The organism is Sulfitobacter sp. L-8 (assembly GCF_056859255.1).
In genome coordinates, this window is record NZ_JBSXOD010000056.1 from 721,219 (window position 1) to 743,860 (window position 22,642).

Below are 22,642 nucleotides of genomic sequence, written 5' to 3' on the forward strand. Positions count from 1 at the left end.
TTCCAATGGCGGCTCGCATCAAGCGGCCCGCGCCTCGTGTTTCTTTAATTTCGCGGTCCATGCGTCGGCAAAACGCAGAACGTGTTCTTCCGTGGTATCGACCCCAAGGCTCACGCGAACGGCGCAAGCTGCCTGCGCATCGTCAAAACCCATCGCCGTCAACACCCGACTGGTCGCGACCTTGCCGCTTGAACAGGCAGATCCGGCACTGATCGCAAATCCCGCAAGATCCATTTGCATCACCTGCATGTCACCACGCCAACCAGGGGTGATGAAGCAAGACGTATTGGGCAATCGCTCAACATGTTTCCCTACAAAAATAGTCTTCTTTGACCCCGCCTCAAGGGCCTTTTCTAGAACATTTCTAAGGCCCGCAACCCGTTCCCAGACCCCATCGGACAAATCCCGCGCCGCAGCCTCGCACGCGGCACCAAACCCTGCGATCCCAATAACATTTTCCGTGCCGGCCCGGCGCCCCGATTCCTGACCGCCGCCACGCAGCATCGCAGACATCCTGCCCGGATTATAATCCGGCCCGGCGATCAAGGCACCCACGCCTTTAGGTCCGCCAAGCTTATGTGCCGACAATGCCATGAAGGCATGCGGCCCCTGCCCGGCGCGCCAGCGGCCGAGATCCGCAACCTTCCCGGCCGCCTGTACCGTGTCGCGAAACACGTCCGACGCGGTGATACCGACCCGTTCCAGCTCCCCTTCCAGGCGGTTCGGCTGCAGCACGCCGGTCTCACTATTGGCACGCTGCACAAACAGGACCGCGCCGGCAAGCGCGCCATCAGCCACCCCGGATAAATCAAGATGCCCATTCGCATCCACCCCAAGCAAGCGCATCCCCTCGTCTTCACACCAGACACGCACCGCCTCGTGCTCGATGACCGCTCCACAAACCTGAGTGGCATCGTGCACAACACCGGCCACTGCCTCTGTCGCGCCGCTGGTAAAGATCACCTCGGACACATCACACCGTGCAAGCCCGGCCACCTGTGCCCTTGCTTTTTCGATCAGCATCTTGGCCGCGCGCCCCTCGGCATGAACGCTCGACGGATTTCCGGCCAAATCCATCGCAGCCAACATTGCCGTGCGCGCCTCAGGCCGCAGCGGCGTCGTCGCATTGTGATCCAGGTAAACTCTCATCTAAATTTCCAAATGGCAAAAAATCCCAGGGAGTTTGAGGGACAGCGTCCCTCATCCCGTCGGGGCGGGCACACCATGCCCGGATGCGCCCCGACGATGGTCACTGGGCCTGTCATTCCTCATCCACCACCGCGAACAGGTTCGGCACCGCGGGACAAGGGGCGAGCTCGTTCGCGACCACGTCTGACAATCTCGTTTGATGTAAAAACACATAGACCTGTGCGCTTAACCCCTCCCATAACCGGTTGGTCAATGATTGCGCCCGGCTGCCGGAGGATCCACCCGATGCTCCCGCGCCGATGTGCATCGCGTCGACCTTTTCGTCCACGGCACCCAGAATATCGACCACACGGATATTCGCCGCCGGTCGGGCCAAGCGGTATCCACCACCCGGACCCCGCACCGACGCCACAAGTTCGGCGCGGCGCAGCTTCACGAACAGCTGTTCCAGGTACGGCAGCGATATGGACTGGCGCTCGGCAATATCGCCAAGGCTCACCAACCCGCCCGGGGGCTGCAACGCAATATCGGCCAGTGCAACCATGGCATAACGCCCTTTGGTAGATAGCTTCATCGCAGAGATCCCCTTGCCATGTGCGCCTGCTTGATTGACGTCGACGCCTGAAATGCCTAAATGCATTGCCTGACCCCCAGAAACGCTGGGATCAGACAAGTTAGAACCGTTCTAAGGTGCCTTAGCGAATTCGTCAACTAATCCGCTACATCTTTGAGCCCAAAGCAGGGACGCTCATGCCCGAGGTTATATTTCCCGGACCCGAAGGCCGCCTCGAAGGCCGCTACCATCCGCAAAAGGAACGCGACGCGCCTATTGCCATCCTGTTGCACCCGCACCCACAGTTCGGCGGCACGATGAACCATAAGGTTGTGTATAATTTACATTACGCTTTCTACAATATGGGTTTTACCGTCTTGCGGTTCAACTTCCGTGGCGTGGGCCGAAGCCAGGGCGAATATGATCAGGGCATAGGCGAGCTTTCGGATGCTGCGTCGGCGTTGGACTACCTGCAATCCATGAACAACAATTCCAAGCATTGCTGGGTCGCGGGTTTTTCCTTTGGGGCCTGGATCGGCATGCAGCTCTTGATGCGACGTCCCGAGATCACCGGCTTCATCTCGGTCGCCCCTCCGGCCAACATGTACGACTTCAGTTTCCTGGCACCCTGCCCTGCGTCGGGTCTGGTCATCAATGGCACCGCCGACCGCGTGGCACCGCCCGCCGACACCGTCAATCTGGTCAGCAAGCTGCACGAGCAGAAAGGCATCACGATCACCCATCAGGAAATCGAAGGGGCGGGACACTTCTTTGAAGAGCCCCACATGGACACCTTGATTACCTCGAGCACCGAATACGTCAAACGCCGCTTGACGGAATCCACCAGGTAATGGCGGACCAGACCCTCATCGATCTGGCCAACCAGCTGGCCGAAGAATGTCTGGCAGTACAACGTGAAACCGGACAGGAGCGCCTCTTTATGGAGGTCGCCGCTGTGCTCGGAGCGTCATCGCAAACCATGGAAGAAGCATTTGTGACTGCAATACGCACCCGGATGGCCGCACAGCAGGGGCGCGATTTCCTGCGCAAAACCCTGGATGCGCACCGCGCAAGGCCAAGCTGACCATGACAACCCGCCTCGATCGGCAGATCGCGTTCCTGAATGAGGCTGACAAGCTCAAATCGGTCAACCGGGGCACCCTCCTCTGTGACGCCTCGCGGCCGGAAAACTCTGCCGAGCATAGTTGGCATTTGACGCTTTATGCGCTGGTGCTGGCCGATCAGGCCGGTCCCGACGTCGATGTGACGCGGGTAACCAAGATGTTGATCCTGCATGACCTCGTGGAAATAGACGCCGGCGACAATCCGATCTTCGGCACCTACGAGCAGACCGATATGGAAGCGCAGGAACAATTGGCCGCGGATCGCATATTCGGATTGCTTCCAGATGATCTTCGCGACGATCTGCGTGGAACATGGGAAGAATTCGAAGCGTGCGAGACCCCAACAGCACGTTTTGCCAAGTCCCTGGACCGGTTTCAGCCGCCGATGCAAAACCTCGCCGCTGGCGGCGGGAGCTGGATCGAATACAATGTGACCGAGGATCAGTTTGTGGAAAAGGTCGGCTCCAGGATCGCGCATGGCGCACCGGGGCTTTGGGCTTATGCTCGCAAACATGTCTCGGCTTGGTTCAGCGCCCACCGTTGACGCAGATCGGGCGTTCCCATGACCGCTGTCCAAGCTGCCGCTGCCTGCCGATCATGTGTCTTGAGTTCAACCAGGAGTAGCGGAAAAATATCGCTGACCTTTTTGTATGCAATAGTATACTTGCTACACATTCGGACCCGGTTGGGTTATGCATCTCCAAACACTCTGACCAAAGGAATGGCAGCCGATGACGAAGATCAAGGTTGAAAACCCGATTGTTGAACTCGACGGCGATGAGATGACCCGCATCATATGGGATTTTATCAAGAAAAAACTGATCCTGCCGTATCTCGACGTTGATCTGAAATACTATGATCTGGGCATTCAGGTGCGCGATGACACCAATGACCAGATCACTATCGACGCGGCTAACGCGATCAAGCAATACGGTGTCGGCGTCAAATGCGCGACCATTACTCCGGACGAGGCACGGGTCGAGGAATTCGGCCTGAAAGAAATGTGGCGATCCCCGAATGGTACCATACGCAATATCCTTGGCGGTGTGATCTTTCGACAGCCGATCATTTGCAAGAACGTACCGCGCTTGGTGCCGGGCTGGACCAGACCGATCGTTGTGGGCCGCCACGCCTATGGAGATCAATACAAGGCTACGGACTTCAAATTCCCCGGCAAGGGGAAACTGACGCTTAAATTTGTCGGTGAAGACGGAATAGAAATCGAGCGCGAAGTCTTTGACGCCCCTGACGCAGGCGTCGTCATGGCGATGTATAATCTGGACAAATCCATTATCGACTTTGCCCGCGCGTCGCTCAACTATGGGCTTAACCTGGGTTGGCCAGTCTATCTAAGCACCAAAAATACCATTTTGAAACAGTATGATGGCCGTTTCCTTGAGCTGTTCCAGCATATCTATGAAACCGAGTTCGAAGATCGGTTCAAAACGGCGGGCATCACCTATGAACACCGCCTGATCGACGATATGGTCGCATGTGCCATGAAGTGGAATGGCGGGTATGTTTGGGCCTGCAAAAACTATGACGGTGATGTGCAATCAGACACCGTGGCCCAAGGCTTCGGGTCATTGGGGTTGATGACGTCGGTGCTGATGACTCCTGACGGCAAAACCGTAGAGGCCGAGGCAGCGCATGGCACCGTTACGCGCCATTATCGCCAACATCAAAAAGGCGAGGAAACTTCGACCAATTCTATTGCCTCTATCTATGCATGGACCGGTGGGCTGAAGCACCGTGGCAAACTGGATAACAACGGGGAGTTGACGCGCTTTGCCGAAACACTGGAACAGACTGTCGTTGATACAGTGGAAGCAGGGCATATGACCAAGGATCTTGCGTTGTTGGTGGGCCCAGACCAAGGCTGGCTGACGACGATGGGCTTTCTTGAGAAGGTCGACGAAAACCTGAACACCGCCCTGAACGGATAAAGGGGTTTTGTGGCGGGCGGATCGTCGGCTGATCCGCCTATCAAGCCGATGACGCGACGTTGCAGACTATGACAAGCATCGACGGTTATTTTCCCCTAGACAGGTCAGCTTTGCTGCCCTATCTGACAGGCATGACACACACCGCATCAATTGCCCCTGCCCCGATGACCGATCATAGTCTGCTGGACGACATCCAAGGCCTTAGCCTTGGGGTTTTTCTAAGTGGCCTGGGGATACATTTTCTGACACTCGCCGGCCTGATCACGGGTCAGACAGCGGGGTTGGCGGTGATCATCTCGTATATCAGTGGATATTCATTCGGTGTGGTGTTCTTTGCAATCAACCTGCCGTTTTACTTTGTCGCCTACAACAGGCTGGGCGTCGAGTTCACGGTAAAATCCATTCTGTCGGTATCCGTTCTATCTGTTGTAACCACCCTTCTGCCTTACGGGTTTGTACTTGAATCGTTGAACCCGGCACTGGGCGCGGTGATCTTTGGGTCTTTGGTGGGTCTGGGTTTGCTCGCGATGTTTCGTCATAATGGATCGTTGGGCGGGTTGGGCGTAATCGCCCTGCTGGTGCAGGATGCGACGGGGTTCAAGGCGGGTTGGGTGCAACTTATCACTGACGCGGTGATATTCAGCGTTGCCCTGTTTTTGTTCCCCGCCAGTGTGGTGGCCTATTCCCTGCTGGGGGCGGTGACGTTGAACCTGATCATCACCTTCAACCACCGTCGCGACCGATATATCGCTACCTGAAAGCGTAGTGACCCAAAGCCGCTGGGTCACGCATTGTGGCGGTTGTCCAACCGCCCGGCTGATCACGCCGGTCTGGCGTGCTGCCTGGTACCGCCGTTGTGCCAGAGTCTGCCTTCCGCAGGTTCGAGCGGTATCAGAATGTTTGCCCTGACCCGTCGTTGAAGATAGTGGTTTGGCACGGCGTTTATCGATGCAGGAGTTACGGCAATGCACTATCTATGGCTTCTGATCGCCATCATCAGCGAAACATTGGGCACGACGGCGCTGCAAGCGTCGCAACAATTTACGCGCCTGTGGCCCTCGCTGGCAGTAATTGCCTGTTATCTGGTGTCATTCTATTTCATGGCGCTGGCGTTGAAGGTCATGCCGGTCGGGATCGTCTATGCGATTTGGTCAGGCTTGGGAATCGTGTGTATCGCAGGCATCGGGTACATCGTCTTTGGGCAAAAGCTCGACCTGGCGGCGGTTTTCGGATTATCACTGATTATCATTGGGATACTTGTCATTCATATTTTTTCAGCGGCAACCACGCATTAATTACGGAACCAAACGCGGTTCGCCGACGTTCATTTGCAACAGCAAAACAGGGACCGCATGATAGATTTTTTAAGCTCCACCTGGTCCTCTTTGCCCGCCCCGCTACGCAATCAGTTAGAAGACTACGCTATCGGATTCTGGAGCGTGCTCCCCCAGCTTGTTCTGTCGATCGTATTTTTGGGTTTCCTCTGGGCGGTAATCAAGATCATCCAGATGGTTGTGCCGCGCACTTTGCGCCGTGCGCACATGCGCCGTTCTTTGGTCGATGTGATTATGATGCTGATTACCGTCGGGTTATGGCTGTTCGGCGTTTTGATCGCGGTCACCATCGCCTTTCCGACGATCACTCCGGGTAAGGCGTTGACCGCCCTGGGTATCGGCGGCGTCGCAATCGGGTTTGCGTTCAAAGACGTTTTCGAGAATTTTCTAGCCGGTATACTGTTGCTGATCCGGGAGCCGTTTGCCGTCGAAGACTATATCGAATGTGAAGGCATCGAAGGTCAGGTCGAGGAGATAACGATCCGCGATACGCATGTACGCCAGACCGACGGGCAATTGGTGGTTGCGCCCAATGCGATGTTCTTCAAGAATCCGGTAACGATACGCACCGCCCGCGATGTGCGCCGCACAACCATCATTTGCGGCATTGCCTATGGCGAAGATGTCGATGAAGCCCGAGAGGTAATTGCGAATGCGGTCCGCAACGTCGACGCCGTACGCGACGATGTGCGCGACGTAGAGATATTCGCGCAGGAGTTTGCAGATAGCTCGATTAATTTTGAAGTAACGTGGTGGACCGGATCCACGCCGATCGACATACGTACCAGCCGCGACAAAGTCGTCGCGGCCGTGAAGCGCGCGCTTGACGACGCCGGGATAGAAATTCCGTTCCCCTACCGGACTTTAACCTTCAACGACCCCGTGCCTGTCCGGAACTATACGGAAGACGGGGCCGGTAAGGATCATCAAAGCACAGAAAACCGCGCAGAAACCGTCTAAGCGGCTTTAGGGCTAGCTTTCTTATCCGCGGCACGGTAAGCGCAGCGCAAATGCTGCGGTGCATTAGCGTGCGCGGCCCCCTCCCGTATCAAAGGCATACTCTATGGACATGCGCAACATCGCAATCATCGCTCACGTTGACCACGGCAAAACGACCTTGGTTGATGAACTATTGAAACAATCCGGCACCTATCGCGAAAATCAGGCGACGACCGAACGCGCCATGGACAGCAACGACCTGGAGCGTGAGCGCGGCATCACAATTTTTGCCAAACCTACCTCTGTCGAATGGAAAGGCGTCCGTATCAACATCGTCGACACGCCCGGCCACGCCGATTTCGGCGGCGAGGTCGAACGCATCCTGTCCATGGTGGATGGCGTTGTATTGCTGGTTGATGCGGCCGAAGGCCCGATGCCGCAGACCAAATTCGTCACCTCCAAAGCGTTGGCACTGGGATTGAACCCTATCGTTGTTCTGAACAAGGTCGACAAGGGTGACGCAGAGCCGGATCGCGCGCTGGACGAATGTTTCGACCTGTTTGCCAGCCTCGGTGCCAATGACGAACAGCTGGATTTCCCCCACATGTATGCGTCGGGCCGCAACGGCTGGGCCGACATGGAGCTGGACGGCCCGCGCAAGGATCTGTCTGCGCTGTTCGATTTGATCGTCGAGCATGTAAAGGCACCCAAGCAACTGAAAGACATCAACAAGCCGTTCAGCATGTTGGCCACCACCTTGGGTGCGGACGCGTTTATCGGGCGTATGCTGACAGGCCGTGTTGAAACCGGTCAGTTGAAAACCGGGGAACAGGTCAAGGCGCTGTCGCGTGACGGCAAGTTGATCGAAAACTTCCGGGTGACCAAGATCATGGCGTTCCGCGGACTTATGCAACAGCCGATCGACGTGGCCGAAGCAGGCGATATCGTGTCGATCGCGGGGATGGCGAAGGCGACCGTGGCGGATTCAATCGTCGCACCGTCGGTTGACGTGGCCCTGCCTGCCCAGCCGATCGATCCACCCACAATCACCATCACCTTCGGGATCAACGACAGCCCGCTGGCGGGTCGCGACGGCAAGAAAGTACAGTCGCGCGTCATACGCGACCGTCTGATGAAAGAAGCCGAATCGAATGTGGCGATCAAGGTCACCGACACCCCTGGCGGTGAAGCATTCGAGGTTGCCGGCCGCGGCGAACTTCAGATGGGTGTTCTGATTGAGAACATGCGCCGCGAAGGTTTCGAACTTTCGGTTTCGCGTCCTCAAGTTCTTTTCCGTCAAGGCGAGAATGGCGAACGTCTGGAGCCGATCGAAGAGGTGACCATCGACGTCGATGATGAATATTCCGGCGCGGTCATTGAGAAAGTTACCGGCACCCGCAAGGGCGAACTGTCTGAAATGAAGCCAGCCGGCGCAGGCAAAACCCGGATCATCGCGCTCATTCCCTCGCGCGGATTGATCGGCTATCATGGCGAATTCCTGACCGACACCCGGGGCACCGGTGTTCTGAACCGGGTGTTCCATAGCTGGGCACCGCATAAAGGGGCGATACCCGGCCGGCGCGCTGGCGTTCTGATTTCCATGGAGAACGGGACCTCTGTTTCCTATGCGTTGTGGAAGCTGGAGGATCGCGGCAAGTTTTTTATCGGTGCCCAGGAAGCGGTATATCAGGGCATGATCATCGGTGAACACAGCCGTGAAAATGATTTGGAAGTGAACCCGTTGAAAGGCAAGCAACTTACCAACGTTCGTGCGTCCGGTACCGACGAAGCGGTTCGCCTGACAACGCCGGTGACCCTGACGCTTGAGCAGGCTATCGCATACATTGACGATGACGAACTGGTCGAGGTGACCCCGAACGCCATCCGTTTGCGCAAGCGCTATCTTGATCCGCATGAGCGTAAGCGGATGTCGAAATCCGCCTGATCAGGTGCCGGACTGGGGCTTTGCCCCAGACCCCAGGATTTAAAACCATTTGGAAAAGAGGGCCAGCTTGGCCTTCTTTTTTGTTTGAATGCCGGATTTGAAGCGCGTCAGCTGACCTGGAGCTGAAGGGTGAAATAGGCGCTTTGCACCAAGACGTGGAGCGGTGGCGCGTTTCAGTCTTCTATTTCAACGACCAAAAGTTCACGTTCCGACGCGTCTTTGGCGTGGCTTAATGCATCCTGGTAAGCGGCGGAATTATAGCACGCCACCGCTTCTTCGAGTGATGCAAAGCGCGCAATCACGTTGCGAGGCCGTTCCTTGCCTTCGAGTTGCACAAACCGGGCACCGCGGGCTAGAAACCGGCCACCGTGAGCGGCGATTGCCGGCCCCGCAAGGGTCGCGTATTTTGCATATGCGTCTTCATCGGTGACGGTGACGTGAGCTATCCAGAGTGCGGGCATGGGTTATCCTTTCAAAATGGTTTTGGCGGCAGCAATGGCGGAGTCGACATTTTCCAAATCCTTGCCTCCGCCTTGGGCGAGATCGGGGCGACCACCGCCGCCTTTACCACCAAGCTCGGCAACAACTGTCTTGACGATATCAACAGCCGAAACCGTATCCTTCAAGTCAGCAGTGACGCCCGAGGCAACGGCGGCCTTGCCGTCGGCGTCGGCAATCAGCAGAACGACCCCGCTGCCCAGTTTTGCTTTGTATTCGTCAACCAAAGCTGGCAGTTCCTTCCCAGTGACCCCGGACAACACCTGGGCCAGAAACTTGACCCCGTTTATATCCTGGGGTGCATGTGTCGCGACACCGCCGCCGGACATCGCACGTTCGCGACGGAGTTGGGCGATTTCATTGGTCAGTGCGCGACGTTCATCGAGCAGTGCGCGTACGCGGTCTGGCACGTCGGCCGTTGATGTTTTCAATTCAGCCGCGACACGCGATAACGTCGCCTCTTGTTCTCTCAGCCAGTTTAGCGCCTCGGTTCCTGTAAGCGCCTCGATGCGGCGAATGCCGGAACTGCTGGAGCTGTCGCCAAGCACTACGAAAGCCCCGATGTCACCGGTTTGGCGCACATGGGTACCGCCGCACAGCTCTAGCGAATAGGTGGATTTGTCGGACCCCTTGCCGGAACCAGAGGCGCGGCCCATCGAGACCACACGCACCTCGTCGCCGTATTTTTCGCCGAACAAAGCCTGCGCACCCAAGCCGCGGGCATCATCGGGCGACATTACCCTCGTTTCTACCGGCGTGTTCTGACGGATATAATTGTTTACCTCGTGCTCAATCCTGTTGATCTCTTCGGCAGTAAGCGGGTGATTGTGGCTGTAATCAAAACGCAGGCGATCAGAGGAGTTGAGCGAGCCACGCTGTGTCACGTGGTCACCCAGGGTTTTGCGCAAAGCTTCGTTCAACAGGTGCGTAGCCGAGTGGTTGGCGCGAATGGATGTCCGGCGAGCATGGTCGACCTCGAGCACGGCGGCTTGCGAGGTTTTGACTACACCTTCGGTAACTTGACCGATATGAATGAAAACACCGGCGGTTTTTCTGGTATCCGTCACGCTTATCACACCGGTTTCAGTCTTGATCTGCCCGGCATCCCCGATCTGCCCGCCGCTTTCAGCGTAGAAAGGTGTCTGATTCAGAGCGATCTGTACCTTGGCACCCGTCGTCGCCTCGGTGACCTGCTCCCCTTCCTGGACGATCGCTGCAATCTGGCCTTCGGCGGTTTCAGTATCATACCCGAGGAAATCCGTGGCACCGGTTTTCTCGGCGACATCGAACCATACGGTCGCATCGGCGGCTTCACCAGAACCAGCCCATGCTGCGCGGGCCAGGGCTTTTTGCTTGTCCATGGCCGAGTTGAAGCCTTCAATGTCAACGCCGCGATCCTGTTCACGCAACGCATCCTGGGTCAGGTCGATCGGGAAACCGTAGGTATCATACAGCTTGAATGCGGTTTCTCCAGGCAAGTTTGCACCGGCTGGAAGTACCTTGAGTTCATCGTCCAGGAGCTTGAGGCCGCGATCGAGGGTTTGCTTGAACCGCGTTTCCTCAAGCAGCAGGGTTTCGGCGATCAATGACTGCGCCTGGCCCAGCTCCGGATATGCGCCGCCCATCTGGCGAACCAACTCCGGAACGAGGCGGTGCATCAAAGGGTCTTTGAGGCCCAGCAGGTGAGCATGACGCATCGCCCGCCGCATGATCCGGCGCAACACATAGCCGCGTCCGTCATTCGATGGCATGACACCGTCCGCGATCAGAAACGATGTGGAACGAAGGTGGTCTGCGATCACGCGGTGGTGGGTTTTTCCAGCCCCATCCGGATCGGTGTGGGACGCGTTCGCGCTAGCCAATATCAAGTTGCGCATCAGGTCAGTCGCGTAGTTATCGTTGGTTCCCTGCAATAGGGCCGCGACCCGTTCTATCCCCATCCCGGTGTCGATGGACTGGTTCGGCAACGGCTTGCGTGTGCCATCTTCGAACTGTTCATATTGCATGAAAACCAGGTTCCATATCTCGACGAAACGGTCGCCATCCTCTTCTGGAGAGCCGGGGCGGCCGCCCCATATATGATCGCCATGGTCATAGAAAATTTCTGAACAGGGTCCACATGGACCGGTTGGCCCCATCATCCAAAAGTTGTCATCGGTCGCAATGCGAATGATCCGGTCATCAGAGAGGTTCGCGACCTTCTTCCAGATATTCGCGGCTTGATCATCGGTATGATAGACCGTGACGTACAAACGATTGGGATCAATTCCCAGCTCTTTGGTGATCAATTCCCACGAAAACGCGATGGCTTCTTCTTTGAAGTAATCACCAAAGCTGAAGTTCCCGAGCATCTCAAAGAACGTATGGTGACGAGCAGTGTATCCAACATTGTCCAGATCGTTGTGCTTTCCGCCTGCGCGCACGCATTTTTGGGCCGTGGTCGCACGTGTATAATCGCGAGTTTCGACGCCTGTGAACAGGTTTTTGAATTGAACCATGCCGGAGTTGGTAAACATCAACGTCGGGTCGTTACGCGGGACCAGTGGGCTTGATGGTTGTACAGAGTGACCCTGCTTTTCAAAATATCCTAGGAAAGTTGAACGAATGTCGTTGAGCGTTTTCATATTCGGGGCCTTTCGAGGGGCAGAAAAAGAGTTATTCCCCAATTACCCTTGCGACACTGTACTGTCCATGGGGCATGCCCTACGAAAAAGGCGCACCTCTGAGGTGCGCCTTGATATCTTTTAACAAGTGGAAAAATCAGGCCTCAAGAATATCGATGTCATCGTTTTCGGAGCCTTCGAAATCAAGGCCGTGCGCAGCGCGTATCTTGTCTTCGATCTCCATCGCCATCGCTGGGTTTTCTTTCAAAAAGGTCTTGGCGTTCTCTCGCCCCTGCCCGATCCGTTCATCGCCGTAGCTGAACCAAGAACCCGACTTGTCCACGACGCCAGCCTTGACCCCCAAGTCGAGAATTTCGCCCATTTTTGAAATACCTTCGCCATACATAATGTCGAATTCCACTTGTTTGAACGGAGCGGCGACCTTGTTTTTGACGATCTTGACCCGCGTTGCGTTACCGACGACTTCATCGCGGTCTTTCAGTGCACCGATGCGGCGGATATCCAAGCGTACAGAAGAATAGAATTTGAGCGCGTTGCCGCCGGTTGTTGTCTCAGGCGACCCGAACATGACGCCGATTTTCATCCGGATCTGGTTGATGAAGATCACCATGCAGTTAGACCGCGAAATTGACCCGGTCAATTTCCGCATCGCTTGGGACATCAGCCGCGCTTGCACGCCAACCGAGCTATCGCCCATATCGCCTTCGAGTTCTGATTTGGGGGTAAGAGCCGCCACAGAATCGACGATGACCATATTCACTGCGCCGGATCTGACCAGCGTATCGACAATCTCCAATGCCTGCTCGCCCGTGTCAGGCTGAGATATCAACAGTTCATCGATATCGACGCCAACTTTTTTGGCATACTGGGGGTCGAGCGCATGCTCGGCATCTACAAAGGCACATACACCGCCCATTTTTTGCTGCTCTGCAACGCAATGCAGGGTCAGCGTTGTCTTCCCCGAACTTTCGGGGCCGTAAATCTCGATAATCCGCCCCATGGGAAGGCCGCCGATCCCCAGTGCGATATCAAGCCCCAGAGAGCCGGTTGAGCTTGACTTGATGTCCTGAACGGCCCCCTCGGCCCCCAATTTCATGATTGACCCTTTACCGAACTGCCGTTCAATCTGTGCAAGTGCACTGTCGAGAGCTTTTTGCTTTTCAGCTTGTTTCTTGTTGTCCATTGTCAAAAGATCTGCCGTTGCCATTTTAGGTTATCCCCTTAGTGTCACAGTGTACCGCATGCCGCAATCACCAGCATGACCACCAACGTTTTGTTCCTTGTATGTTCCATATGAGACCAAACGCAGAACATTTCAATCTTTTTGTTCGTTTAATCTGTTATAAGATGTCTGATCATCATTAACGGTACCATCTGATCGACGGTAATCCGCAGTGATTAAGGCTTGGTAAAGGGCCACATTTATTTCCGAACCGGTTGGATCAAAAACAATAGTGATATGGATGCACGCATGCGTGCTAGACGATGCCAAGGCATTGATTAATAGTCATGGGTTTGGTTTGTATGGAGCGCTGATCATGGTGTAGTCCACCCGCGAGCTGATGCGCATTACCACGATTGGGTAAATCGGTTTTCGACCATAATAAATCGGGGATATCCGGCAGATGCTTATTTTCTTTAAGGAACGACTGGCGTTTTTGTCCATGCCGAAAACCGCGACGACGGCATATGAAACCGCGCTTGCGTCGCGGGCGGATATGGTGATTTCCGAACCTCCCATGCTGAAACACGCGCCGGTCTACCGTTACAATCGATTTGTACGGCCGATGTTTCTCAAGGTCTGCGACGTGGAGCTCGAGCTTATGTGTGTCATGCGCGAACCGATCAGTTGGCTTGGCAGTTGGTACCGTTATCGGCGGCGCCCCTTCATGCAAGGCAAACCGAACGCCACTTTCCATGTATCATTTGACGAATTTGTCCTGGCTTACATGAAAGGTAACAAACCCGGTTTTGCGGACGTTGGCAGTCAGCTCAACTTCATGGCCCCGCAACCAAATGGAACAAAAATCACTCATTACTTCCGTTATGAAGATCAGGCTCGTCTACGGAACTTCCTGCAAGAACGGCTGGATGTACATCTTGATCTTAGACGCGAAAACGTTTCACCGCAGATGGAGCTTTCGCTATCTCCGGATGTAGAAGAACGTTTTCGCCGCAAGTTTTCCGAAGAGTTTATCTTATACGATTCCATCGCGTGATTACAGTAGTTGACGATGCACGGTGTTGGTCAATTCCGTCAGGGAAAACGGTTTTGGCAGGAATGTGGAATTCGGGATAGAAGTTTGGGCGTCCTCAAAACTGTCTTCCGCATAGCCTGATACGAATACGACGGGGATACCTGGGCGATGTTTCAACGCCTGTCGTACCCAGCTGGGGCCATCCATTCCCGGCATGATCACGTCGGTTACGAAAACATCAACGCTCAATGTCTGATCTTCGAGCGTCTTTAGCGCACCCTCGGCTGAATCAGCCTCGATAACGGTATATCCGCGTAATCGGAGCGCTCGACTGGCAAATGCGCGTACCGGGGCTTCATCCTCCACCAGGAGCACGATACCGTCATTAGGTTTCGCGGGAGCTGCGGGTACCGAGGGCGGGCGTTCTTTCACCGCCGCAACAGTCTGAACCATCACGGGGAAATATAGTGAAAATACCGTTCCCTCGCCCAATTTACTGTCAACAAATATGTAGCCCCCCGATTGCTTGACGATGCCATAGGCGGTCGATAGACCCAGGCCGGTTCCCTCCCCGGTTCGCTTGGTGGTATAAAAAGGCTCAAACACTTTTTGTAAATTATCGGGGGCTATTCCTTCGCCTTTATCTTCGACCTTGACGGTTACGTATTTGCCCGACGGCACCACAACCCGATCACGCGTCAGAGCAGTTTCAAGAGTGACGCATTCTGTTGTCACCTTGATTTCTCCGCCGGTGGGCATCGCATCGCGTGCATTCACGACAAGGTTCATCAGTACTTGTTCCAACTGGCGCTTGTCTGCGCGTATGGGTTGCAAAACAGGATCGTGGCTCAAGGTGAGCGTTACGGTTTCTCCGACCAACCTGTTCAGCAGGTGGGTCAGATCAGCCATAGTGTCACGTATATCCAATGTTTCGGGCCGAAGCGTCTGTTTACGGGAAAATGCCAGCAGCTGGCCGACCAACGCCGCCGCGCGGTTTGCATTCTGGTTGATCTGAACCAGGTCACTGTAATCTGGATCGCCCTGATCATGGCGTAGCAGTAACAAGTCACAATGGCCCGAAATAGCTGTAAGCAAATTATTGAAATCGTGCGCTACCCCACCCGCAAGCTGGCCGATAGCCTGCATTTTCTGACTTTGGACGAACTGTGCCTGCAGCGATTTCAGTTCAGTTGCGTCGTTCAAAACCGCAATCAGCGCCGGTCGACCCAGTTCTGATACCAGGTTCAACGTCACTTGTACGAAGACCTCGCGATCGTCCCGCTTCAGGCGCAGAAATTCGGATTTCTTGACCAAACGACCGTCAAGCGTGTCTGTCAGCCAATCCGATATTGACCGACCCAAGCCTTCCATCAGATCACTCAGGTGGCTCTCTGGGGTAAGTGCCGCGCCTATGAGGCTGGACGCCATAACATTGTAAGAAAGAACCGCTCCGTCAGGGGCGATTTTTACCAGCGGGATGGGCAATTGCTGGAATGCCTGCCAACCTACATCGGCCGATTGGCCTGTGTTACCGGGCAGCAGATATAGTGCGCGACGCCCGGCACTGGCAGGCACTTCAGCCACCATCATCAATTCCGGCCCTTGAGCGGTTTGTATTTCTACGATCGCGCCGTGATGCACGACACGCTTGTCAAACAATTGGTCGAGCGCCGTAATCCGCCGCCCCATCAGCCGCCGGGCCGCATCATTCATCGACAGTACCGCCCCCGACCTCGAGATCATAAGCATCGGCAACGTCTGATCGTTGGTCTGCCCTGCTGATGAAACCGCCCCTTGGGCCACCTGTGCCCGCCATAAGTATCCGCCGGGGGCACGGTGCACAGACAGCTGAATTTCACCGTCTCTGGTACGGATGTTTTCGCGCGCGGCACCATCTTGGAAGGCGCGCGATTGCATGCGGAAGACGATCGTTGAAGGGTTGGCGAATTGGCTCGAAAAAAGGGCGCTTACGGTCTGAGCAAGCTGCCCGTCGAACGTGTCGCCCGTAGCGGCGTTTCTTGCGAGGATCATCCCGTCAGCAGCGGCAAAAAAGCTCGCACTTTTATCGTTGGCAATCAGATCGTGAACAGCTTTATGCGCGCTTTCGACGCGCCGGAACTGCACCAAATCGTATAGAATGTGAAAAATGCCCACTGCGCCAACCGCAATCGCGATCGATTGGGACATCATCGCGACGGTGGCATCCTGAGCGAGCAAGCTTAGGCCCGCCGCAAAAAACGTGAAGGAAAACAGCCATACCAAACGTTTCCGCAGCGTCAGACTGTGCACGTTGAATCGATCTGACAATAAAGCCTCCTTTCGCGATGAAATTTGTCTTCATCTATGCGCAGGAAAGTTAATCAGCTATTAAACGCTGGGCAGATCAACCAAAAAACACCCTTTAGTTGATAGAACACATTTTTAAACGCGCATCAAGTGTGCGGTAAAAAAGCCATCGCCGTTCTCATCTACATCAAAACGCTTTGAATAAACTTGCGTCCACTCTGGATGTCTCGTCAAAAACGCAGCAATTCGGTGCTCATTTTCCGCGGCGAATATAGAACATGTCGCATAGACCAGAGTGCCATGAACGGCAGTCAGCGTTGCAGCTTTATCCAGGATATCATCCTGAATCTGTGTCAGGTCCTTCAGGCGTCGCTCTGACAAAGTCCACTTGCCTTCGGCTGAACGTCGCCAGGCTCCGCTCCCCGAACAAGGTGCATCACACAGCACAACGTCGAAGGGCTTTTGGGCCGTCATCTCTTCCGCGTCAAACTGGTGAACGGTCGCTCGGGCGCGGGCAGCCCGAGCCGGAAGGTCCCGCATGCGCGCCGGGTCAATATCATGTGCAAACACTTCGGTGTCGGCATTCATGGCAATGGCCAATGATTTACCGCCGCCGCCTGCACAATAATCCAGCACGCGCGCGCCGTGCGGCATAGCGGCGACGATGGCTTGGCTCGACGCGTCCTGAAGTTCAACATCGCCCTGCAAGTAGCTGGAGGAACTGCGAATTTTCCGTTCGCCTGCGGTTACGGTCAGCGCAGTAGACGCGAGGGGGTTCGCTTTTGTCTCGATACCTTGCTGGGACAGCTTTTCCATTGCGGCCACGACATTACCCCGAGCAACATTGACCCGTAGCGTGATGGGCGCGCGGGTTTGCAGAGCTTGCGCGGTCAGCTCTGCACGGTCGCCCAGTGACGCTTTGAACGCCGGGATCATCCAGTCCGGAAGGTTCCACGCAGTGGCTTCGTCTGTAGGGGGAGCCGGCACGTCTAGCTCGGCTTCGGCCAAGGGGCGCGGCGCATGACCTTCACCGTTGAACAGCGGCGCGGGGTCGACACCCTGCACGCGCAGAAGCCCGATCATCAAGGCGCGTCCTGTTTCTCCCTGGCCCATATATGCCACCTGGCACCGCTGACGCAAAACATCAAAGACATGATCCCGCACCGCGGCGCGATCCTTTGATCCCGCAAAACGGCTACTGCGGGCCCAGCGGGTCATCGCCTGTTCCGCCGGGGTTCCTTCCGCCATCGCATCGAGTATCTCGATGGCAGCTGAAATGCGCGCGCCAGGGGTCATAGTTCATTCACGAGGAGAGCACCTTTGTCATACCCGGCCTAGCCGATCCGGTAGTTCGGACTTTCGCGGGTGATCTGAACGTCATGCACATGGCTTTCCGACAGTCCCGCCCCCGTAATCTTGACGAAAGTGCAGTTCTTGCGCATTTCGTCGACCGTGGCGCAGCCCGTGTACCCCATCGCGGCGCGCAGCCCCCCGACCAGTTGATGCACGACGGCCCCCGCCGACCCCTTGTAAGGCACCTGCCCCTCGATCCCTTCGGGTACCAGCTTGTCCGAGGCCGCGTCCTTTTGGAAATACCTGTCGGCAGACCCGCGTGCCATTGCGCCCAGGCTTCCCATTCCGCGGTAGCTTTTGAAGCTACGGCCTTGATATAGAATGACTTCTCCGGGGGATTCATCGGTTCCGGCGATCATGCTGCCGACCATTGCACAAGATGCGCCTGCAGCAATCGCCTTGGCGAAGTCACCCGAAAACTTGATCCCGCCGTCTGCGATCACCGGAATATCCCCCGCAGCGGCGGCACAATCCATGATTGCGGTCAATTGCGGCACCCCGACGCCCGCCACCATCCGTGTGGTGCAAATCGACCCCGGTCCGATGCCGACCTTGATCCCGTCGGCACCCGCGTCGATCAACGCGCGCGTTGCTGCTCCGGTGGCAACGTTGCCTGCGATGATCTGTACATCATTCGACAGTTCCCGTGCACGGCGTACCGCTGCGGCCACCCCTTCGGAATGTCCATGCGCCGTGTCGATGACGATCATGTCGACACCTGCATCAATCAACGCCTGTGACCGTTCAAAGCCCGCGTCGCCCACCGTTGTCGCGGCCGAAACCCGCAACCGGCCCAGTGCATCTTTGCACGCTGTGGGGTTCAGAACTGCCTGTTCGGTATCCTTGAGGGTCAGCAACCCGGTCAGCTTGCCCTTGGCATCGGTGACCAAAAGCTTTTCGATGCGTCGCGCTTTCATCAGGCTGATCGCCTCGTCGCGGTCGGCGGGTTCGTGCAGGATCGCCAGGTTGTCCGATGACATCATCAACCTCACGGGCGTTTTATCGTCCGAGGCAAAACGCATATCTCGGTTGGTCACGATACCGACGACACGGCCTGCGTCATCAACCACCGGGAAACCGGTTACCCGATAACGTTCCTGAAGCGCTTTCGCGTCAGCGAGCGTCTGATCGGCGCGCAGCGTGATCGGGTTGTATACGATGCCGGATTCAAAACGTTTCACCCGACGCACTTCCTGCGCCTGCTCCTCGATGGTGAGGTTTCGGTGAATGACGCCCATTCCACCGGCCTGGGCCATCGCGATTGCCATTCGGCTTTCGGTCACCGTATCCATTGCCGAACTCAGCACAGGGATATTCAGCGCAATCGATTTAGTCACGCGTGTCCGCGTATCCGCCGTGGAAGGCAGCACGTTCGATGCCGCTGGCACCAGTAGTACATCATCAAAGGTCAGAGCCTCACGAATCTCCATTTTGCACCTCGGCTTGCATGGGTTCATTTGGCGGTTTCATATTTCATGGATGATCCGGTTTGGAAAGACCCATTCGCGTACCGTCGGCATTGCAAATGCTGAGGCTTTGGAGAAAGCTGCGGAAAACGGCATTCAAGCAGGGACACTCATATGACACGACATGGATATGAAGGTGGCAGGCTCGACTTGCCGTTTGTCGGGATTGCAACGTTCGGCAAGCGGCCTTACGAGCCGGACTGGGCGGCCCTGGATGCCGATGTCGCTATCCTGGGGGCACCCTACGACAGCGGAACGCAGTGGCGCGCGGGCGCGCGGTTCGGCCCCCGAGGAGTACGCGAGGCGTCGACCCTGTTCAGCTTCGGCCACGCCGGTGCCTATGATCACGAAGACGACGTGGTATATCTGCCGGGTGACGTCAATATAGTCGACATCGGCGACGCCGACATCATCCATACCGATACCGTCCAAAGCCATGCCAATATCGAAACGGGCGTCCGTGCCATTCTTGATGCCGGTGCCCTGCCCGTGGTCATTGGCGGCGATCATTCGATCAACATCCCGTGTATCCGTGCCTTTGACGGTCAGGGAGCGATACACGTGCTGCAAATTGACGCACATCTGGATTTCGTCGATGAACGGCACGGCGTCCGGCATGGCCATGGCAACCCGATGCGCCGGGCTCTAGAACGCGATTATGTAACCGGCATGACCCAGGTCGGCATCCGAAATGTCAGCTCGACCGCCCGCGAGGGATATGACGACGCGCGTGCCATGGGGTCCGATATCATTTCGGTACGGCAAGCACGCGAAATGGGCACATCAGGGGTGTTAGGTCACGTGCCTGATGGCGCGCGGCTGTACGTAACAATAGATATCGATGCGTTTTGCCCCTCTATTGCGCCGGGTACCGGCACGCCCTCGCACGGAGGGTTTCTGTACTATGAGGTTCTCGAGCTGTTGCAGGCTGCGGCCCAGCGTCACGACATCGTTGGAATCGATCTGGTCGAGGTCGCCCCCGACTATGATCGAAGCGGATCAACCAGTATATTGGCTGCACAGATTTTGCTTAATTTTCTGGGATTTATCTTTCATGCGCGTGCGGAACGCGAAGCATAAGCCGCTGATGTGGCATAATGTGACGTATCACCGCTTTCACCTGCCGCGCGCTGCGCTATGTTGCGGCGAAGCGGTTGGGGACGAAACGACATGAGCAACGATCCACTGGTGGTATTCACGCCTTCGGGCAAGCGCGGGCATTTCCCGAAAGGCACGCCGATCCTGACCGCTGCGCGGCAACTTGGTGTCGATCTGGATTCGGTCTGCGGCGGTCGCGGGATCTGCTCTAAATGTCAGGTGTCGCCAGGCTATGGTCAGTTCCCGAAACATGGCGTGACTGTCAACGACGACGCCTTGTCCGAGTGGAACAGCGTCGAACAGCGCTACAAGGACAAACGCGGACTGCTTGATGGGCGTCGGCTGGGCTGTCAGGCGCAGGTCCAAGGCGATGTCGTGATCGACGTGCCCGCCGAAAGCCAGGTTCACAAACAGGTGGTGCGCAAACGCGCCGAAGCCCGCGACATCGTTTTGAACCCGTCGACCAAGCTGTTCTATGTCGAAGTGCAAGAACCCGACATGCACGACCCGTCGGGCGACCTGGAGCGGCTCGCCGAGGCCCTGCGCGAGCAATGGCAGCTCGATAACGTTAAGGCAGACCTCCAAATCATTCAAAACATTCAGAAAATTCTGCGCAAGGGTGACTGGAAGGTGACGGTCGCGGTTCATTTGGGCGACGAAGAGAACCCCCCGCGCATCATGCAGCTATGGCCCGGTTTCTACGAAGGCTCGCTGTACGGTCTCGCGGTCGACCTAGGGTCGACCACCATCGCCGCGCATTTGTGCGACCTGCAGACCGGAGAAGTCATCGCATCCTCAGGGGTGATGAACCCGCAGATACGTTTTGGCGAAGACCTGATGAGCCGGGTCAGCTATTCCATGATGAACGAGGGCGGCGCCCAGGAAATGACCCGCGCCGTGCGTGCTGGAATGAATACGTTGTTTGACGAGATTTGCACCGAAGGCGGGATCGACAAGACCATGGTCGTGGATGCGGTATTTGTCTGCAACCCGGTGATGCACCACCTGTTTCTGGGCATAGACCCGTTCGAGCTGGGCCAAGCCCCCTTTGCGTTGGCGACATCAAACGCGCTTCGCCTGCGCGCTGTCGAACTCGACCTGACCATTCACCCATCCGCCCGGGTGTACTTCCTGCCCTGCATCGCGGGGCATGTCGGCGCGGATGCGGCGGCTGTCGCGCTATCCGAGGCTCCGGATAAATCTGAGGATCTGATGCTGGTGGTCGATGTCGGAACCAATGCGGAAATCCTGCTGGGCAACCGCGAGAAGGTTCTTGCCTGCTCGTCCCCGACCGGCCCCGCGTTTGAAGGCGCGCAGATCAGCAGTGGCCAGCGTGCCGCGCCGGGCGCGATCGAACGGGTTGAAATCGACCCGGATACAAAGATCGCCCGTTTCAAGGTGATCGGCAGCGACCTATGGTCGGACGCCCCGGATTTTCTCGACGCCATCGGAACCACGGGCGTGACCGGCATCTGCGGCTCGGGTATCATCGAGATGGTTGCCGAAATGCGTATTCACGGCATTGTCGATGCCGCCGGCCTTATCGGTACCGCCGAACAGACAGGATCGGCCAATGTGTTTGCCGACGGGCGCACCAATTCGTATCTGGTTTACGATGGTACCGAAAACGGCGGGCCACGCATCACCGTGACCAACCGCGATATCCGCGAAATCCAGATGGCCAAGGCCGCGCTCTATTCAGGAGCGAGGTTGCTGATGGATAAATTCGGTGTCGATAAGGTGGATCGTGTCGTATTGGCTGGTGCCTTCGGCGCGCATATCAGCCCCAAACACGCTATGGTTCTCGGAATGATCCCGGACGCCCCGCTTGACAAGGTGACCTCGGCGGGCAACGCGGCTGGCACGGGGGCGCGGATTGCCTTGCTCAACAGTTCCACGCGCGCTGAAATCGAGGAAACAGTGCGCAATATCCACAAGGTCGAAACCGCGATTGAACCGCGTTTCCAGGAGCATTTTGTCAACGCGTCGGCAATACCCAACGCCGTTGAACCGTTTCCCATTCTCAACAGCATTGTGACCTTGCCGACCGCGATGTTCAACATGGGCGGTGGCGACAGCGCCGGTGGGGGCCGCAGGCGGCGCCGAGGATAAACCCAGACCAAAGGACA

Annotated in this window: 19 protein-coding genes; 11 read left to right on the forward strand and 8 right to left on the reverse strand. The window is 56.5% G+C overall.

What is annotated here, in order from left to right; genetic code table 11:
* Positions 1-18: 18 nt before the first annotated feature.
* Entirely contained in the window at positions 19-1,149 is a 1,131-nt protein-coding gene (locus AC13DE_RS20185) for a cysteine desulfurase family protein (RefSeq protein ID WP_483048823.1), read from the reverse strand.
* Between the two features lie 112 nt (positions 1,150-1,261).
* Positions 1,262-1,723 carry a Fe-S cluster assembly transcriptional regulator IscR gene (iscR, locus tag AC13DE_RS20190; protein ID WP_446296740.1) on the reverse strand — a complete coding sequence of 154 codons (462 nt, stop codon included), beginning with the start codon at positions 1,721-1,723 and terminating at the stop codon, positions 1,262-1,264.
* A 176-nt stretch (positions 1,724-1,899) separates the two neighbouring features.
* Here iscR and AC13DE_RS20195 point away from each other — a divergent pair, with 176 nt between their 5' ends.
* From AC13DE_RS20195 to typA, 8 genes are all read left to right on the forward strand, one after another.
* A complete protein-coding gene (locus tag AC13DE_RS20195) occupies positions 1,900-2,553 on the forward strand; it encodes an alpha/beta hydrolase (RefSeq protein WP_446296741.1) in 654 nt (217 codons plus the stop codon).
* A complete protein-coding gene (locus tag AC13DE_RS20200) occupies positions 2,553-2,786 on the forward strand; it encodes a hypothetical protein (RefSeq protein WP_446296742.1) in 234 nt (77 codons plus the stop codon). The genes AC13DE_RS20195 and AC13DE_RS20200 overlap by 1 nt, the downstream gene beginning before the upstream one ends.
* Before the next feature lie 2 nt (positions 2,787-2,788).
* Positions 2,789-3,370, forward strand: a complete 582-nt coding sequence (locus tag AC13DE_RS20205) for an HD domain-containing protein (RefSeq protein ID WP_446296743.1) — start codon at positions 2,789-2,791, stop codon at positions 3,368-3,370.
* Positions 3,371-3,557: 187 nt separating this feature from the next.
* Positions 3,558-4,772 (forward strand): NADP-dependent isocitrate dehydrogenase, encoded by a 1,215-nt coding sequence (locus AC13DE_RS20210; protein WP_483048824.1) that lies wholly within the window; start codon positions 3,558-3,560, stop codon positions 4,770-4,772.
* 164 nt (positions 4,773-4,936) lie between these two features.
* A complete protein-coding gene (locus tag AC13DE_RS20215) occupies positions 4,937-5,530 on the forward strand; it encodes a YitT family protein (protein WP_446313374.1) in 594 nt (197 codons plus the stop codon).
* A gap of 207 nt (positions 5,531-5,737) precedes the next feature.
* Positions 5,738-6,067 (forward strand): DMT family transporter, encoded by a 330-nt coding sequence (locus tag AC13DE_RS20220; protein ID WP_446296745.1) that lies wholly within the window; start codon positions 5,738-5,740, stop codon positions 6,065-6,067.
* Between the two features lie 57 nt (positions 6,068-6,124).
* On the forward strand, positions 6,125-7,066 hold the full coding sequence (locus AC13DE_RS20225; RefSeq protein WP_483048825.1) for a mechanosensitive ion channel family protein: 942 nt from the start codon (positions 6,125-6,127) through the stop codon (positions 7,064-7,066).
* A 103-nt stretch (positions 7,067-7,169) separates the two neighbouring features.
* Entirely contained in the window at positions 7,170-8,990 is a 1,821-nt protein-coding gene (gene typA / locus AC13DE_RS20230) for a translational GTPase TypA (RefSeq protein ID WP_446296747.1), read from the forward strand.
* A 173-nt stretch (positions 8,991-9,163) separates the two neighbouring features.
* On the opposite strand, the gene AC13DE_RS20235 is transcribed toward typA, so the two are convergent.
* The 3 genes from AC13DE_RS20235 to recA all read right to left on the reverse strand — a co-directional run bounded on the left by AC13DE_RS20235 (position 9,164) and on the right by recA (position 13,319).
* Positions 9,164-9,451: a DUF1330 domain-containing protein gene (locus tag AC13DE_RS20235; RefSeq protein ID WP_446296748.1), complete on the reverse strand. Its 288-nt coding sequence runs from the start codon at positions 9,449-9,451 to the stop codon at positions 9,164-9,166.
* Positions 9,452-9,454: 3 nt separating this feature from the next.
* The gene (alaS, locus tag AC13DE_RS20240; protein ID WP_483048826.1) at positions 9,455-12,112 is read right to left on the reverse strand and encodes an alanine--tRNA ligase; all 2,658 of its coding nucleotides are present in this window, start codon (positions 12,110-12,112) and stop codon (positions 9,455-9,457) included.
* 136 nt (positions 12,113-12,248) lie between these two features.
* Positions 12,249-13,319 carry a recombinase RecA gene (recA, locus tag AC13DE_RS20245; protein WP_446296750.1) on the reverse strand — a complete coding sequence of 357 codons (1,071 nt, stop codon included), beginning with the start codon at positions 13,317-13,319 and terminating at the stop codon, positions 12,249-12,251.
* A 418-nt stretch (positions 13,320-13,737) separates the two neighbouring features.
* On the opposite strand from recA, the gene AC13DE_RS20250 reads away from it, so the two are divergent.
* On the forward strand, positions 13,738-14,331 hold the full coding sequence (locus AC13DE_RS20250) for a gamma-glutamyl kinase (RefSeq protein ID WP_483048827.1): 594 nt from the start codon (positions 13,738-13,740) through the stop codon (positions 14,329-14,331).
* Here AC13DE_RS20250 and AC13DE_RS20255 read toward each other — a convergent pair whose 3' ends face one another.
* The 3 genes from AC13DE_RS20255 to guaB all read right to left on the reverse strand — a co-directional run bounded on the left by AC13DE_RS20255 (position 14,332) and on the right by guaB (position 19,379).
* Complete coding sequence (locus AC13DE_RS20255) at positions 14,332-16,500, reverse strand: hybrid sensor histidine kinase/response regulator (protein ID WP_483048862.1); 2,169 nt, start codon at positions 16,498-16,500, stop codon at positions 14,332-14,334.
* A 231-nt stretch (positions 16,501-16,731) separates the two neighbouring features.
* On the reverse strand, positions 16,732-17,892 hold the full coding sequence (locus AC13DE_RS20260) for an RsmB/NOP family class I SAM-dependent RNA methyltransferase (protein WP_483048828.1): 1,161 nt from the start codon (positions 17,890-17,892) through the stop codon (positions 16,732-16,734).
* A gap of 38 nt (positions 17,893-17,930) precedes the next feature.
* Positions 17,931-19,379, reverse strand: coding sequence for an IMP dehydrogenase (guaB, locus tag AC13DE_RS20265; RefSeq protein WP_446296753.1), 1,449 nt, complete (start codon positions 19,377-19,379; stop codon positions 17,931-17,933).
* 150 nt (positions 19,380-19,529) lie between these two features.
* Here guaB and speB point away from each other — a divergent pair, with 150 nt between their 5' ends.
* Positions 19,530-20,495: an agmatinase gene (speB, locus tag AC13DE_RS20270; protein ID WP_446313360.1), complete on the forward strand. Its 966-nt coding sequence runs from the start codon at positions 19,530-19,532 to the stop codon at positions 20,493-20,495.
* 90 nt (positions 20,496-20,585) lie between these two features.
* Positions 20,586-22,625, forward strand: coding sequence for an ASKHA domain-containing protein (locus AC13DE_RS20275; protein ID WP_483048829.1), 2,040 nt, complete (start codon positions 20,586-20,588; stop codon positions 22,623-22,625).
* Positions 22,626-22,642 lie beyond the last annotated feature (17 nt).